The 13,387-nt window shown below is 67.1% G+C and carries 13 protein-coding genes and 1 pseudogene; 5 read left to right on the top strand and 9 right to left on the bottom strand.

The features are described from left to right. Positions 1–150 precede the first annotated feature (150 nt). Positions 151–585 carry a phosphatase gene (locus tag ACPUER_RS03525; RefSeq protein WP_175959762.1) on the bottom strand — a complete coding sequence of 145 codons (435 nt, stop codon included), beginning with the start codon at positions 583–585 and terminating at the stop codon, positions 151–153. A 323-nt stretch (positions 586–908) separates the two neighbouring features. After that, positions 909–2,267, bottom strand: coding sequence for an NAD(P)/FAD-dependent oxidoreductase (locus ACPUER_RS03520; RefSeq protein ID WP_425130359.1), 1,359 nt, complete (start codon positions 2,265–2,267; stop codon positions 909–911). Positions 2,268–2,366: 99 nt separating this feature from the next. Between ACPUER_RS03520 and ACPUER_RS03515 the strand changes: the two genes are divergently transcribed. After that, entirely contained in the window at positions 2,367–3,320 is a 954-nt protein-coding gene (locus tag ACPUER_RS03515) for a LysR family transcriptional regulator (protein ID WP_047901940.1), read from the top strand. Positions 3,321–3,350: 30 nt separating this feature from the next. Here the strand turns inward: ACPUER_RS03515 and ACPUER_RS03510 are convergent, their stop codons facing one another. After that, the gene (locus ACPUER_RS03510; RefSeq protein WP_175959760.1) at positions 3,351–3,539 is read right to left on the bottom strand and encodes a hypothetical protein; all 189 of its coding nucleotides are present in this window, start codon (positions 3,537–3,539) and stop codon (positions 3,351–3,353) included. 192 nt (positions 3,540–3,731) lie between these two features. Here ACPUER_RS03510 and ACPUER_RS03505 point away from each other — a divergent pair, with 192 nt between their 5' ends. Beyond that, complete coding sequence (locus tag ACPUER_RS03505) at positions 3,732–4,649, top strand: helix-turn-helix domain-containing protein (protein ID WP_425130358.1); 918 nt, start codon at positions 3,732–3,734, stop codon at positions 4,647–4,649. A gap of 61 nt (positions 4,650–4,710) precedes the next feature. Here ACPUER_RS03505 and ACPUER_RS03500 read toward each other — a convergent pair. Beyond that, a pseudogene (locus ACPUER_RS03500) lies at positions 4,711–4,972 on the bottom strand (DUF1016 N-terminal domain-containing protein); the annotation flags it as partial. 106 nt (positions 4,973–5,078) lie between these two features. Here ACPUER_RS03500 and ACPUER_RS03495 point away from each other — a divergent pair. Continuing rightward, complete coding sequence (locus tag ACPUER_RS03495) at positions 5,079–5,966, top strand: NAD(P)H-binding protein (protein WP_425130357.1); 888 nt, start codon at positions 5,079–5,081, stop codon at positions 5,964–5,966. Between the two features lie 43 nt (positions 5,967–6,009). Here ACPUER_RS03495 and ACPUER_RS03490 read toward each other — a convergent pair whose 3' ends face one another. Together ACPUER_RS03490 and ACPUER_RS03485 are read right to left on the bottom strand one after the other, a co-directional pair. Next, positions 6,010–7,212: a benzoate/H(+) symporter BenE family transporter gene (locus tag ACPUER_RS03490; protein WP_425130356.1), complete on the bottom strand. Its 1,203-nt coding sequence runs from the start codon at positions 7,210–7,212 to the stop codon at positions 6,010–6,012. 255 nt (positions 7,213–7,467) lie between these two features. Continuing rightward, positions 7,468–8,493 (bottom strand): fatty acid desaturase, encoded by a 1,026-nt coding sequence (locus tag ACPUER_RS03485; protein ID WP_425130355.1) that lies wholly within the window; start codon positions 8,491–8,493, stop codon positions 7,468–7,470. Between ACPUER_RS03485 and ACPUER_RS03480 the strand changes: the two genes are divergently transcribed. Both ACPUER_RS03480 and ACPUER_RS03475 read left to right on the top strand, forming a co-directional pair. After that, positions 8,492–8,758 carry a hypothetical protein gene (locus ACPUER_RS03480; protein ID WP_175959754.1) on the top strand — a complete coding sequence of 89 codons (267 nt, stop codon included), beginning with the start codon at positions 8,492–8,494 and terminating at the stop codon, positions 8,756–8,758. The two genes, ACPUER_RS03485 and ACPUER_RS03480, sit on opposite strands and share 2 nt — an antisense overlap. After that, positions 8,755–9,579 (top strand): phosphate/phosphite/phosphonate ABC transporter substrate-binding protein, encoded by an 825-nt coding sequence (locus ACPUER_RS03475; RefSeq protein ID WP_425130354.1) that lies wholly within the window; start codon positions 8,755–8,757, stop codon positions 9,577–9,579. The genes ACPUER_RS03480 and ACPUER_RS03475 overlap by 4 nt, the downstream gene beginning before the upstream one ends. Before the next feature lie 56 nt (positions 9,580–9,635). On the opposite strand, the gene dbpA is transcribed toward ACPUER_RS03475, so the two are convergent. The 3 genes from dbpA to mqo all read right to left on the bottom strand — a co-directional run bounded on the left by dbpA (position 9,636) and on the right by mqo (position 13,142). Further along, positions 9,636–11,033, bottom strand: a complete 1,398-nt coding sequence (gene dbpA, locus ACPUER_RS03470) for an ATP-dependent RNA helicase DbpA (protein WP_034181069.1) — start codon at positions 11,031–11,033, stop codon at positions 9,636–9,638. Beyond that, positions 11,030–11,227, bottom strand: a complete 198-nt coding sequence (locus tag ACPUER_RS03465) for a hypothetical protein (RefSeq protein WP_072438116.1) — start codon at positions 11,225–11,227, stop codon at positions 11,030–11,032. Before ACPUER_RS03465 ends, dbpA begins: the two co-directional genes overlap by 4 nt. 253 nt (positions 11,228–11,480) lie before the next feature. Beyond that, positions 11,481–13,142 (bottom strand): malate dehydrogenase (quinone), encoded by a 1,662-nt coding sequence (gene mqo, locus ACPUER_RS03460; RefSeq protein ID WP_425130353.1) that lies wholly within the window; start codon positions 13,140–13,142, stop codon positions 11,481–11,483. Positions 13,143–13,387 lie beyond the last annotated feature (245 nt).

The following is a 13,387-nucleotide window of genomic DNA, read 5'->3' as shown; positions in this document are numbered from 1 at the left end:
TATCGCGTCGTTCCGTTTCCGGGGGAGATCGTTCAAGCCCGGAAGTGTTGCAAGCGACTTTGACAGCAGAATGTCAGGATCGAGTCGGGCAATCGTCGGATTTCGGCCCGGTCGACGATGGCCGGCTGCCGCCGGCCCGTGTGCCGGCGTTCAGTGCAGGCCGGCCGATGCGATCGAGCGCACCGTATCGGTGATGTTCACGCAGCGCGACAGGCCGAAATGCTCGGCTTCGCGGCGTTCCGGTTCGCTGCTCGCAATCGCCACCGCACGTTCGGGCGGCACGCCGAGCGCTTGCAGTGCCACGTCGAAAGGATGCCGGTTTGATCCGGAGTCCTGCTGATTGGCGTCTGTGACGACGACCGAGAAGCGGTCGAGGTTCGCGCGGCCGAACTGGCCTTCGAACATGTCGCTGAGCCGTGCGGCCGGCAGCGTCGTGACGAGACCGAGTCGATATCCTTCTTCCGACGCACGGTCGAGCCACTGGATGATTGCGTCGCGCTGATGGCGCGATTCGCGCGAATCCGGTGTTGCTTCGATCTGTGCGAATGCAGCGTCGAGACGGGTGACGATGGCTTCGATAACCACGGTGATTCCTCTTCAGAGACGTGATGATCCGTTCGCCGACGGGAATGCCACACACCTTAGCGTCGATCCGGAATATGCAACCAATTAATATTTTTATCCGACTCATACGATTTGACTAATGAATCTGGTTGTGAGCCAGCGTGGGCGCGGGATGCGTACCGCGCAATGTTTTTTCACGCAATGCATCGTATCGACGGCCTTCGATGTGATGCACCAAACTCGCGCACGTTGCGCATGCACCGGTCATATGCAAATGAAAAAAACGGCGTATCGGGCGATGCGTGCCCGATACGCCGTCATGCGCTGCCGCTTTCAGCAGTCGATCAGTGCAGCTTGATCGACGGCTGGTTGCGGCTTTGCAGCCAGTGGCTCAGCGACTGGAACAGCGCGCGCTTCGCGCCGTACACGCTGAACAGGTGCTTGCGGTACAGGAACTTGTACAGGCCGATCGCAGCGAGCCCGTCGACGATCAGCGAACGCGAGCGCACGCCGAGGTCGGCCTGGTACACGGCGCCGGCGTGCCCGAGCGACACGACGGTGCCCGCGTCGCGGAACGTGAAGCCGGCCACCGGCTTGCCGGCGACGCGCCGCGCGAATGCGTGGACCAGATACACGGCCTGCTGGTGCGCGACCTGTGCGCGCGGCGGCAGGAAGCCGCGCGCGCCGGCCGACGGGCACGCGGCGCAATCGCCGAACGCATACACGTGCGGATCGTCCGGCGTCTGCAGCGTGTCGGTCACGATCACCTGGTTCGAACGATTGAGCGCGATGTCGCCGATCTCCCGCAGGATCGTGGGGCCCGCGACGCCAGCCGCCCAGATCGTGATGTCGCTCGCGAGCCGTTCGCCCGTCGCGGTCGTCACGGCATCGGCGCTTACTTCCGCCACGCGCGTATCGGTCAGCACGTCGACGTTCAGCGCGCGAAGCTGCGCGTGCATCTTCGCGGACAGCCGCGCGTCGAGCACCGGCAGGATGCGCGGGCCGCCTTCGATCAGCCGGATGTGCACGTCGCGCGCGGACACCAGCGCCTTGAAGCGGTACGTCGTCAGTTGCTGGATCGCGTGCCGCAGCGCGGCGGCCAGCTCGACGCCCGTCGCGCCCGCACCGATCACGTTGATGCAGATCGGCGCCGCGTGCTTCGCCGGATGCTGCTCGGCCTGATGATTCGCCTTCGTGCAGGCCGCGAGAAACTTGCGGCGGAAATCTTCGGCCTGGTCGAGGTTTTCGAGCGGCAGCGCATGGCGTGCGGCGCCCGGCACGTTGAAGAAGTTCGTCACGCTGCCGACCGCCAGCACGAGATCGTCATAACCGAGCTCGCGCTGCGGCAGGATTTCCGTGCTGTCCGCATCGTGCACGGCCGCGATCGTCGCCGTGCGTGCCGCGCGGTCGACCTGCTGCAGCGCGCCCTGCACGAAGCGGAAGCCGTGGCGCTTGGCCTGCGCCGCGTATTCGATCGTGTGGGATGCCGGGTCGCGATGGCCCGATGCGGCTTCGTGCAGCAGCGGCTTCCAGAAGTGCGTCGGATAGCGGTCGACGAGCACGACTTCGGCTTGCCCGCGGCGTCCGACCGTATCGCCGAGACGCGTGGCGAGCTGCAGGCCGCCGGCGCCGCCGCCGACGATCACGATGCGCGGCATGCGCGGCGCGCGGTCCGTTGCGAGGTTGGGCGTGATGTTGTCCATGTTGGGCTCCCGCTGATGACGATTCGGATGACATTGCTCAAGAACCGACGATATAGTTTCGAACCCAGTCGAACAATTTAATGTTTATAAGCGACTCATATGTATTCACTTATAGGAAAGACCGCGACGTTCCGGCAGTTGAAGGCGCTGGACATGATTGCGCGGCTCGGCAGCGTATCGCGCGCGGCCGAGGAGCTGAACCTGACGCAGCCGGCCGTGTCGCTGCAGGTTCGCCTGCTCGAGGAGGCCGTGGGCGCCGCGTTGCTGCAGCGGGTGGGGCGCGGCGTGCAGCTGACCGCGGCCGGCGAGATCGTGTCGCGCTATGCGCGCGAGATCCTGCATCTGTGGAGCGAGGCCGGCGACGAAGTGGCCGCGCTGACGGGCGATCTCGGCGGTACGCTGCGGATCGGCGCGATCACGACGGCCGAGTACCTGATCCCGCCGCTGCTCGTCAAATTCACCGCGACGCGCCCGCATGTGAAGACGTATTTCAAGGTCGGCAACCGCGACGACATCATCCGCATGCTCGCGACGCATGAAATCGATCTCGCGGTGATGGGCAGCGCGCCGAAGGAGCTGCGCACGCACGCGGTCGAGTTCGCGAAGCATCCGATGGTGTTCGTCGCGGCACCCGGCCATCCGCTGATGCAGCGCAAGCGCGTCGCGCTGAAGGATCTCGAATCCGCGCACCTGCTCGTGCGCGAACGCGGTGCGGGCACGCGCTCGACCGTCGAGAGCCTGTTCAAGACGGCCGGCTACCGCTTCCATGTGGGGTCCGAATTGTCGAGCAACGAGGCCATCAAGCAGATGGCCGAAGCGGGGCTCGGCATTGCGTTCCTGTCGTTGCACGCGTGTGCACTCGAACTGCGCACGGGGCTGCTCGGGCAACTGCCGTTCCCCGGCAACCCGATCGAGCGCGAATGGTATGTGGTCACGCTCGCCGACCGGCGGATCTCGCAGGTGACGGGGCTGTTTCGCGACTTCCTGATCAAGCAGGGCGCGCCGGTGATCGACGGCGCGACGGTGGCGCCGCACGAGCGGCGGCGCAAGTAGGTGGATGACGTCGGCCGGGCGGCCGCTCGGTCAGACGAGCCCGAAGTCGTCGTTGCTGTCGGGAATCGACGCGAGCAGCCGTTCGAGCCGATACCAGCCGACGATACGCAGGCACCAGGCGGCGATGGCGGTGCGGGAGCGCGGGCCGGATGAAAGGCGGGTGGCAGAGGACGGCGATGGCGCGGTGAGCGCGGCGCGTTGCGGACAGCAATGGGGCATGACGGTCTCCGTAGGTGTCGGATGGTGCGATCGTAAGCGTCGCGGCGCAGGCCGGCGCGCACGCAAGGATCGTCCTGAGCAGAAACGGATGATCTTTTTCTGTCCGTCCGGGTGCGGCCCCCGCAGGCCCGGCACGCCGGCCGAAAACGCGTCACAATGCGCGTTCGATACACGATCTGGTGGAGCCAGGCCATGAGCGATGCGATTCTTGCCGCGCCGCCGGACAACGGTGTGCCGGTCAGCCTGCGTTCCAGCCGCGGGCTCGGCTGGCGGGGCTTCGGCGCGGCGTTGCTCGACATTCGCGCCGGCACGTACCGGATTCCGGCGGCCGACCATCACCGCATCGGCGTGCACATCGGCGGGCCCGTTCGCGCGGACTGCGTGTGCGACGGCGAGCGTGTGTCGCGCATCCAGGCGCATGGCGACGTCGACGTGATTCCGGCCGGCGTGCCCGGCCAGTGGACCGACAGCGCCGACTGCCGGATCCTGCACATCATGCTCGGCGACACGTTCGTGCAGCGCACCTTCGAGCACCTCGAATTGAAGCCGTCGCAGGCGCAGATCCGCCGCCGGCTGCAGGTGCGCGATCCGCGCCTGCAGCATATCGCGTGGGCGATGGCCGCCGAGCTCGAAGCGGAAGACGCGTCGGATCCGCTTTATGCGGAAAGCCTGTGCACGGCGCTCGTCACGAGGCTGGTCGACAGCCAGCCGGCGTTCCGCGAGCGCCGGCGCACGCTTGCGCCGAAAGCGGCGGCGCGCGTGATCGACTATGTCGAGGCGAACCTCGACCGGCGCCTGACGCTTGCCGAACTCGCGGCGCTCGTGTCGATCAGCGTGCCGCATTTCAAGGTGCTGTTTCGCGAGACGCTCGGGATGCCCGTGCACCAGTACGTCGTGCGGCGCCGGGTCGAGCGCGCGAAGTCGCTGCTGCTCGAAGGCCGGCTCAGCATCAGCCAGATCGCGCTCGAAGCGGGGTTCGCGCATCAGAGCCACATGGCGAACTGGATGAACCGCGTGCTCGGTGCGACGCCGACGGAGATCGTGCGGTCGGGGGCTCGGGGCGGGCTGCGGCTGGCTTATGGTGGTGAGGACGGGGGGAGCGAGGCATAACGACGCGGTGGCGCCGTGACGGATGCGGGCTGTCACGTTCGACTCACTGCAAACCAAACGGGTTATGGCCCCAGGGCAATTGTCCAACAGGCTGTTGGACAATTGCCACGTCCAGCCAGGCGTCTGCGAAAGAGCGCATGTGTATCAGGTTGGCGCGGGAGAAGCCCTTCAAATTGGGAAAGGCCGCCTTGATGTCATGCGCCAGTCGCTCGATAACCTTGGCCCTAACGTTGCTCTGCCTGCCGCCGCAGGATGTCACGGCTGGTCTGCCAGGAGAGCAGTACCAGTTCGCGATTGATGGCACGTGCGGCACGTTGCCGGGCACGAGTTGAATCGCTCATCCTTTCCTGTCCGAATCATCCTTCCCTGCGCGCCGCCCCGGCCGCGCATGCCGACAATCACCACACCTTCATCCCCCAGGAGCGGATCGTGTTCGTGATTTTCGGTGCATCAGGCAACGTTGGTTTGTCGACCGTAACAACCTTGCGCAACGCAGGCCATCCCGTGCGCGCGGTGCTGCGCGACGCACGCCATCGTGAGCGTTTCGCGCAGCTCGGCTGCGATGTGGCGATCGCGGCGCTGACGGACGCGCGCGCGGTCGCGTCGGCGATCGACGGCGCGCAGGCCGTGCAGCTTCTGTGCCCGGTGCCCGTCGCCGACCCCGATCCTGCCGCGACGATGGAGCGGACAATCGACGTCGCGACCGCCGCGCTCGCCGCGAACCCGCCGCCGGCGCTGCTCGCGCTGTCGGACTACGGCGCGGAGCGCGAAGGCAATACGGGCATCACGCGCCTCTTTCATTACTTCGAGGAACGGCTCAAGACGATCCCGACGAAACTGACGCTGCTGCGTTCGGCCGAGCATCTGCAGAACTGGACGCGGATCCTGCCGGTCGCACTCGGTACCGGTGTGCTGCCGAGCTTTCATCATCCGGTGGCCAAGGTATTTCCGACGGTCTGGGCGCCCGATGTGGGCGTCGTCGCGGCGCGGCTGCTGCTCGATGCGCCCGAAGGCGGCAACAGGCCGCGCATCGTCAGCATCGAAGGGCCGCGGCGGGTGAGCGTGACGGCGATCGCGGATACGCTCGGCACGGCGGCCGGCCGCGCGATCGTCGCGCACGAGCTGCCGCGCGACACCTGGAACGAGACGCTGCTGCGCGCGGGCCTCAGCGAACGCCATGCACAACTGATCGTCGATCTGTACGACGTGCACAACGCCGGGCAGATCGACGTCGAGGCCGGCGTGTCGGAGCGGCTTTACGGCACGACGACGCTGGCGGACGCGCTCGCGCAACTGGTGCGCCAGCACGCGCGATGATCGCAGCGGCGCCGAGCGGCATGCATGACGGTCGCAACGTGTATCACGCGGGGCGCCGCACCTTGTTCAGTACTACATACGAAAGCGACCCGATCACGATCCCCCAGAACGCGGCGCCGAGCCCGAGCCACGTCATCCCCGATGCGGTCGCGAGGAACGTGATCACCGATGCTTCGCGGTGGTTCTCGTCCTCGAAGATCCCGTGCACGTTCGCGCCGATCGCACCGATCAGCGCGAGCCCCGCGAGGATCGCGACGAATGCCTTCGGCAACGCGAAGAACACCGTGACGATCGTGCCTGCGAAGAGCCCGCCGATCAGGTAGAACACGCCGTTCGCGAGCCCGGCGATGTATCGCCGATCCAGATCCTCGTGCGCGTCCTTGCCCGTGCAGAGCGCCGCGGTGATCGCCGCGACGACGATCGTGATCCCGCCGAAGCACGCGACGACGAGCGACATCACGCTGGTCGCCGTGATGATCGGGCGCGCGCTCGTGTGATAGCCGGACACGCGCAGGATCGTCATCCCCGGCAGGAACTGGCCGGTGAGGCTGACGACGACGAGCGGCAGCGCGAGGCTGAGCGTCGTGCCGAGCGTCCATTCGGGCGAGATGAAGATCGGCCGCGCGACGCTCGGCCACACGTTGCCGAGATGCGTCATGCCGAGCAGCGTCGCGAGCGCGGCGCCCGTGAGCAGCACGAGCACGATGCTGTAGCGCGGCAGCAGGCGCTTGAAGATCACGTAGGCCGCGATCATCCCGAACGCGAGCGCAGGCTGTTCCGATGCGGCGGCGAATGCATGCGTGCCGAACGGCAGCAGGATGCCGGCCATCATCCCGCACGCGATGCCGCGCGGAATGTGGCGCACGAGCCGGTCGAAATAGCCGGTGACGCCGATCGCCAGGATGATCAGCGCGGCCGTGATGTACGCGCCGACGGCCTGATTCAACGTCAGTTGCGGAAACAGGCCGACGAGCAGCGCGGTGCCGGGCGCCGACCACGCGGTGACGACGGGCACCTTCAGCTTCCAGCTCGCGAACAGGCCCGATACGCCCGCGCCGATCGAGATCGCCCAGACCCACGACGACACCATCGCGTTCGGCGCGTGAGCCGCCTGCGCGGCCTGGAAGAAGATCGCGAGCGGGCCCGCGTAGGAAATCAGCACCGCGAGAAAGCCGGCGGTGATCGCGGAAACGGACCAGTCGTTGCCGATCGCGCGGATCGCGCCGGGCGGGGTGTTCGGTTGCATCGTCGTCGGAGAGCGAGGTGCCCGGCCACGGGCAGAGCCGGGGCGATCGGCTTGTGACGGGAACCCCGGATGACCCGCCATTCTGCGCATCGCCGACGCGACTGGCAATTCGCCGACGAGTCTCTGTTTTGTCGGCATTTCGTAAGAAATCCGCGCAGGAACGAGCGGACCGGCATGCCGTGCGGCCTTGCGCGTGCATCGTCGAATCGGGCGACTTCACGACGAATTCACGACGAAGCGCGGCGCCGTCGAACGTCACGTACTGATCTGCAGCACCTTGTCGACCACCGCCACCTTCACCCCGCCACCCGTCGACAGCGACGCGGTGCCCTGATCGAACGGATGCACGGGCGCATCGGTCGGCGTCCACGCATGGCGCGCCAGCAGCTCGCGATACCCGCCGCGGATCACGAAGCCGCCGCATTTTTCCGCATACGCGTCGCGCCGCATCCGGTACGCGCGCGGCAGGTCGTACCACGGCAGCTTCGGCAGGTCGTGATGGACGAGGTGATAGTTGTTGTTCAGGTACAGCAGCCGCATCGCGAAGCCGGCTTCGTTGATCGCGATGCGCGCCTTCGGATGCCGCGCGGCGCGGTGCTCGTACAGCGAGCGGATCATCGCGAGCGACAGCGCGGGCCACGTGACCGCCAGCAGGTAGTACCACCACGGCACGCCGATCGCCCATTGCAGCCACGCGAGCAGCGCGACCACGCATGCAGCGTGCGTCGCCCACATCGGCAGGTAGCGGAAGTCGCCGCGCCGGAACGCGACGAACGCATCGGCGAATGTCGCGGCGATGGCGAGCGGCGGCCCGGCGGCGATCCGCCCGGCGAAGGTCGTGCGTGCGACCGTCAGCGCGCGACGCCAGCGCGGCAGCCGCGCCCAGCGTTCGCGCGATACGTAGTTCGTTTCGGGATCGACGCCCGGCACGGTCAGGTCTTCGTCGCGATGGTGGTCGAGGTGCGTGTCGCGATACAGCGCGTACGGATACCAGACCGTCAGCGGCGGATAGCCAAGCAGCTTGTTCACGAAGGCGGAACGTGTCGGATGGCCGTGCAGCAGCTCATGCTGCAGCGACAGGTGCCACGCGCCGAGCAGGATCAGCGGCGGCGTCGCGGCGGCGAGCGACAGGTGCCGCGCGCGCACGAGCAGCAGCACGGCGAGCCAGCCGCCGTAGATCGCGACGATCAGCAGCCAGGTCGGCCATTCGGTGCGGGCGGTGAAGCGGGCGTCGAGCGCGGCGATCGCGCGCGCGTGGTCGACGTCGAAGTATTCGGCCATGGTGCTGATGCGGGATGGAACGGGCGGCGCGGAGCCGGCCCGGATGCTCACGGTCGGCTTGCCCGGCATGCGCGCGGCGGCGATGCGGGAGCAGGCATCGGGACGTTACCGGGATGGCGCGGCACGGCCAACCAATCGATTCGCATTTGCTTATCGTCGCGCGGCCGATAAGCTTTCAGGCCGCCGCGGCGCGTTCGGTGCCCGTTTTCGTGCGATCGAACCGGGTTCCGCGGCGCGTGCGCCGATGCGTAGAATGCGCGCATGAGCCAATGGATCGCAGAACTGCCGATGTACAACGTGACGCCGCGCCACGCCGTGCTGTGGCGCGCGCTGCTTCGCGACGCGCTCGATGCGTTCGCGGACGCGGGCGGGCCGGCGGCTGTCGTGCTGCCCGACGAACCGTTCGACGACCTGCACGCGCTGTGGCGACGCGACGATCTGCTGCTGTCGCAGACCTGCGGCTATCCGTATCGGATGCTTGGCTTGCGCGACACCGTGAGATTGATCGCGACACCGGTTTTCGACGCGGACGGCTGCCAGCGGGCACGCTACCGCAGCGTGCTGGTCGTGTCGGCCCGCGCGCACGCGGGCGGCGCGACCACGCTCGCCGGCTGTCGCGGGCTGCGGGCCGCATTCAATGGGGGGGATTCGCACAGCGGAATGAACGCGTTTCGGCACGCGGTCGCGCCGCATGCGCACGACGGAAGATTCTTCGGGTCGGTCACGCCGTTCGGCTCGCACCTGAACGTGTTGCGTGCGCTGGCGTCAGGCGAAGCCGATTGTGCGGCGATCGACTGCGTAACGTTCGCGTATGTGCGCGACGCGCTGCCCGAATTGCTGAAGGAGATCCGGATCATCGGCACGACGGCATCCGCGCCGGGGTTGCCGTTTATCGCCTCGCGGGCCCTGGAGGAAAGGCAGGTCGCCGCATTGCAGGATGCGCTCGATCGCGCGGTCGCGGCCGATGCGCAACGCTCGCGCATGCTGAGACTGAAGGGATTCGAACGGCTGTCGCCGGACGACTACGACACGATTGCGCGGTTTGCGCGGGAGGCCGCCGCGCACGGGTATCCGGAACTGGCGTGAGATGCGGGCAAGTGCCGGGCGGCGCGAAACGGTGCGACCGTCCGCGCCGCTTCCCGTCACTCCTCGTCCATCAACCGGACCTTGACCCGCTTGCCCTTGATCTTCCCCGCATTGAGCTTGCGCAGCGCGTCGTGCGCGACGCCGCGCTCGATCGCGACATAGGTGGAGAACTCGGTCACGTTGATCTTGCCGATCTGCTTGCCGTCGAACCCTGCATCGCCGGTCAGTGCGCCGAGCACGTCGCCCGGGCGGATCTTGTCCTTGCGTCCGCCGAGGATCTGCAGCGTTTCCATCGGCGGCAGCAGCGTATCGTCGCCGGCCGGCTTCAGCTCGGCGAGCGGATGCCATTCGACGTCGCGCTTCTGCGCCTGCTCGATCGCGCCGACGCGGCCCATCTCGTCCATGCTCGCGAGGCTCAGCGCCCAGCCGTCCTGATCGGCGCGGCCCGTGCGGCCGATGCGGTGCACGTGCACTTCCGGGTCGGGCGTCACGTCGACGTTGATCACCGCTTCGAGCTGCGCGATGTCGAGCCCGCGCGCGGCGACGTCGGTTGCTACCAACACCGAGCAGCTGCGGTTCGCGAACTGGATCAGCACCTGGTCGCGCTCGCGCTGGTCGAGCTCGCCGTGCAGCGCGAGCGCGTGGAAGCCCTGCGCATGCAGCACGTCGAGCAGGTCGCGGCACTGCTGCTTCGTATTGCAGAACGCGATCGTGCTCACGGGGCGGTAGTGGTTCAGCAACTGGCCGACCGCGTGGAGCCGCTCGTTCTCGGTCACTTCATAGAAGCGCTGGCGGATCTTGCTGTTGTCGTGACGCTCCTCGAGCTTCACTTCCTTCGGATTGCGCAGGAACTGCTGGCTCAGCTTCACGATGCCGTCCGGATAGGTCGCGGAGAACAGCAGCGTCTGGCGCGTCGGCGGGCACATCCGCGCGACCTTCGCGATGTCGTCGAAGAAGCCCATGTCGAGCATCCGGTCGGCTTCGTCGAGCACGAGCGTGTTCAGTGCATCGAGCTTCAGGTTGCCGCGATCGAGGTGATCCATGATGCGGCCCGGCGTGCCGACGACGATGTGCGCGCCGTGCTCGAGGCTCTGCGCCTGCGGGCGCATCGGCGTGCCGCCGCACAGCGTCAGCACCTTCACGTTTTCCTCGGCGCGCGCGAGGCGGCGCACTTCCTGCGCGACTTGATCGGCGAGTTCGCGCGTCGGGCACAGGATCATCGCCTGCACGTCGAAGCGGCGCGCGTCGAGGCGCGACAGCAGCGCGAGCGAAAATGCGGCGGTCTTGCCGCTGCCCGTCTTCGCCTGCGCGATCAGGTCCTGGCCGGCCAGCGCGATCGGCAGGCTCGCAGCCTGGATCGGCGTCATGTCGACATAACCGAGCTGCGCGAGGTTGGCGAGCGTGGCGGGCGTCAGCGGCAGCGCGCTGAAGGGCGCTGCGGTCGGTTGGGTCATTCCAGGTCTCCGAGGTAAGGGCGGCCTTCCATCTGTTCGTAGACGATCGTGCCGTCGTCGGCTTCGAAGCGCTCGAGATAGTTGCGCGCGCCGCACAGCGGGCAGCGGAACAGCAGCCCCTGGCCCTCGTCCTTGATGACGACGTCGGACGTTTCCCACTGCGTGCCGCAGCTCTGGTTTCTGCAGGTAAACACGGTCTTTCTCCAGCTGAATTCGGTTGGTGGCGCGCCCGGGCGGGCGCAGCAACGGTGTGCGGCGCTCGCGCGGCTCGGGCGCGGGCCGCACCGGCGGTCGCTTGGACTGCGTCGATGCGGATGATGGATCGGGCGGCGACGGGGTCGCGCGTGCCGCAATTCTAGCGGAAGCTGGCGACGCCGCCCGTGCGCGCCATGAAAAACGGCCGCCCCGGAGGGCGGCCGTGTCGTGCGGCGCGGCGGCGTTCGCTGCTTACAGCGCCATGTCGGCCGACGCCTTCGCCGGGCGGGCCGGTGCGGTGCCCGTCGCCTGCGACGGCACGTTGACGTCGATCTTCGGCGGCGGCGCGAGCTGCAGCACGTCGCTCGTGTAGGTCCATTCCTCGACGACCTTCGCCGGGCTGTCGTTCAGCTTGGTGCCGTAGCTCGGCACGATCTGGCGGATCTTCTGCTGCCACTCGGGCGTCGCGACCTTGTCCTTGAACACCTTCTTCATCAGGTTCAGCATGATCGGCGCGGCCGTCGACGCGCCCGGCGACGCGCCGAGCAGGCCCGCGATGCTACCGTCCTGCGAGCTGACGATCTCGGTGCCGAGCTTCAGCACGCCTCCCTTCACCGGGTCGCGCTTGATGATCTGCACACGCTGGCCGGCCTGCCACAGGCGCCAGTCTTCCTTCTTCGCGTTCGGGAAGTATTCCTTCAGCGCGTTGTAGCGGTCGTCGTCGGACAGCATCAACTGGCCGGCGAGGTACTGGACCAGCGGGAATTCGTCGACGCCCACGCGCATCATCGGCGCGACGTTGTGCGTGTTGGTGCTCGTGAGCAGGTCGAAATACGAGCCGTTCTTCAGGAACTTGGTCGAGAACGTCGCGAACGGCCCGAACAGGATGATCTTCTTGCCGTCGATGATCCGCGTGTCGAGGTGCGGCACCGACATCGGCGGCGAGCCGACCGACGCCTTGCCGTAAGCCTTCGCGAGGTGCTGCTTCACGACGTCGGGGTTGTCGGTCACGAGGAACGAGCCGCCGACCGGGAACGCGCCGTAGTCCTTCGCCTCGGGGATGCCCGACGCCTGCAGCAGGTGCAGCGCGCCGCCGCCCGCGCCGATGAACACGAACTTCGCGTCGACGGATTGCGGCGGTTCATCCGAATGCAGCTTGACCCACGACACGTGCCACGTGCCGTCGGCGTTGCGCGTGATCTCGCGCACTTCGCTCGACAGCGACAACGTGAAGTTCGGCTGCGTCTTCAGGTAGCCGACGAACTGGCGCGTGATCTCGCCGAAGTTCACGTCGGTGCCGATCGGCGTCCACGTCGCGGCAACCTTCTGCTTGCGGTCGCGGCCTTCCATCATCAGCGGCACCCACTGCTTGATCTGGTCGTAGTCTTCCGAATACTGCATGCCGCGGAACAGCGGGCTCGCCTGCAGCGCTTCGTAGCGCTTCTTCAGGAAGCGGACGTTGTCGTCGCCCCACACGAAGCTCATGTGCGGCGTCGAGTTGATGAACGAATGCGGGTTCTTCAGCACGCCCTGCTTGACCTGCCACGCCCAGAACTGGCGCGAGATCTGGAACGACTCGTTGATCTCGACGGCCTTCGAGATGTCGACCTTGCCGTCCGCCTTTTCCGGCGTGTAGTTGAGTTCGGCGAGCGCCGAGTGGCCGGTGCCCGCGTTGTTCCAGCCGTTCGAACTTTCCAGCGCGACGCCGTCGAGGCGTTCGACCATCGTCATCGACCAGTCAGGCTGAAGCTCGTGCAGCCAGACGCCGAGCGTCGAGCTCATGATGCCGCCGCCCACCAGCAGGACGTCGACCTTCTTCGTATCGGCCGCGTGCGCGGACGACGCGGCGACGCATAGCGCGAGCGCCGACAGTATTACCCGTAACGTTTTGATCACAGCAGATCCCTTCTTCAACTTGGATGCATCGGTTTGCCATGCCGCCCGACGCGCGTTTCGATCGCGGCCGATACGCGCATCCGGAGATCCGGATCGCGATTCCGGAATTCCGGATCGACGCTGCTCGTCGTTGCATTTGCGCACGCGAAACCGTTGAGAAGGACACCTTCGGATCGGCTTCTTGCGGGCGGGCAATCACCTGCGTCGCGGTGGCGCGCAACGCGCCCGGGCCCCTGCGGCAAGCCTGTGCGGACGACGCTTCA

It is taken from the genome of Burkholderia sp. DN3021 (assembly GCF_049805555.1).
In the GTDB taxonomy this organism is placed as follows: domain Bacteria; phylum Pseudomonadota; class Gammaproteobacteria; order Burkholderiales; family Burkholderiaceae; genus Burkholderia; species Burkholderia pyrrocinia_C.
The sequence above is the reverse complement of the archived record's forward strand: the minus strand, read 5'-3'. Positions and strand labels throughout refer to the sequence as shown.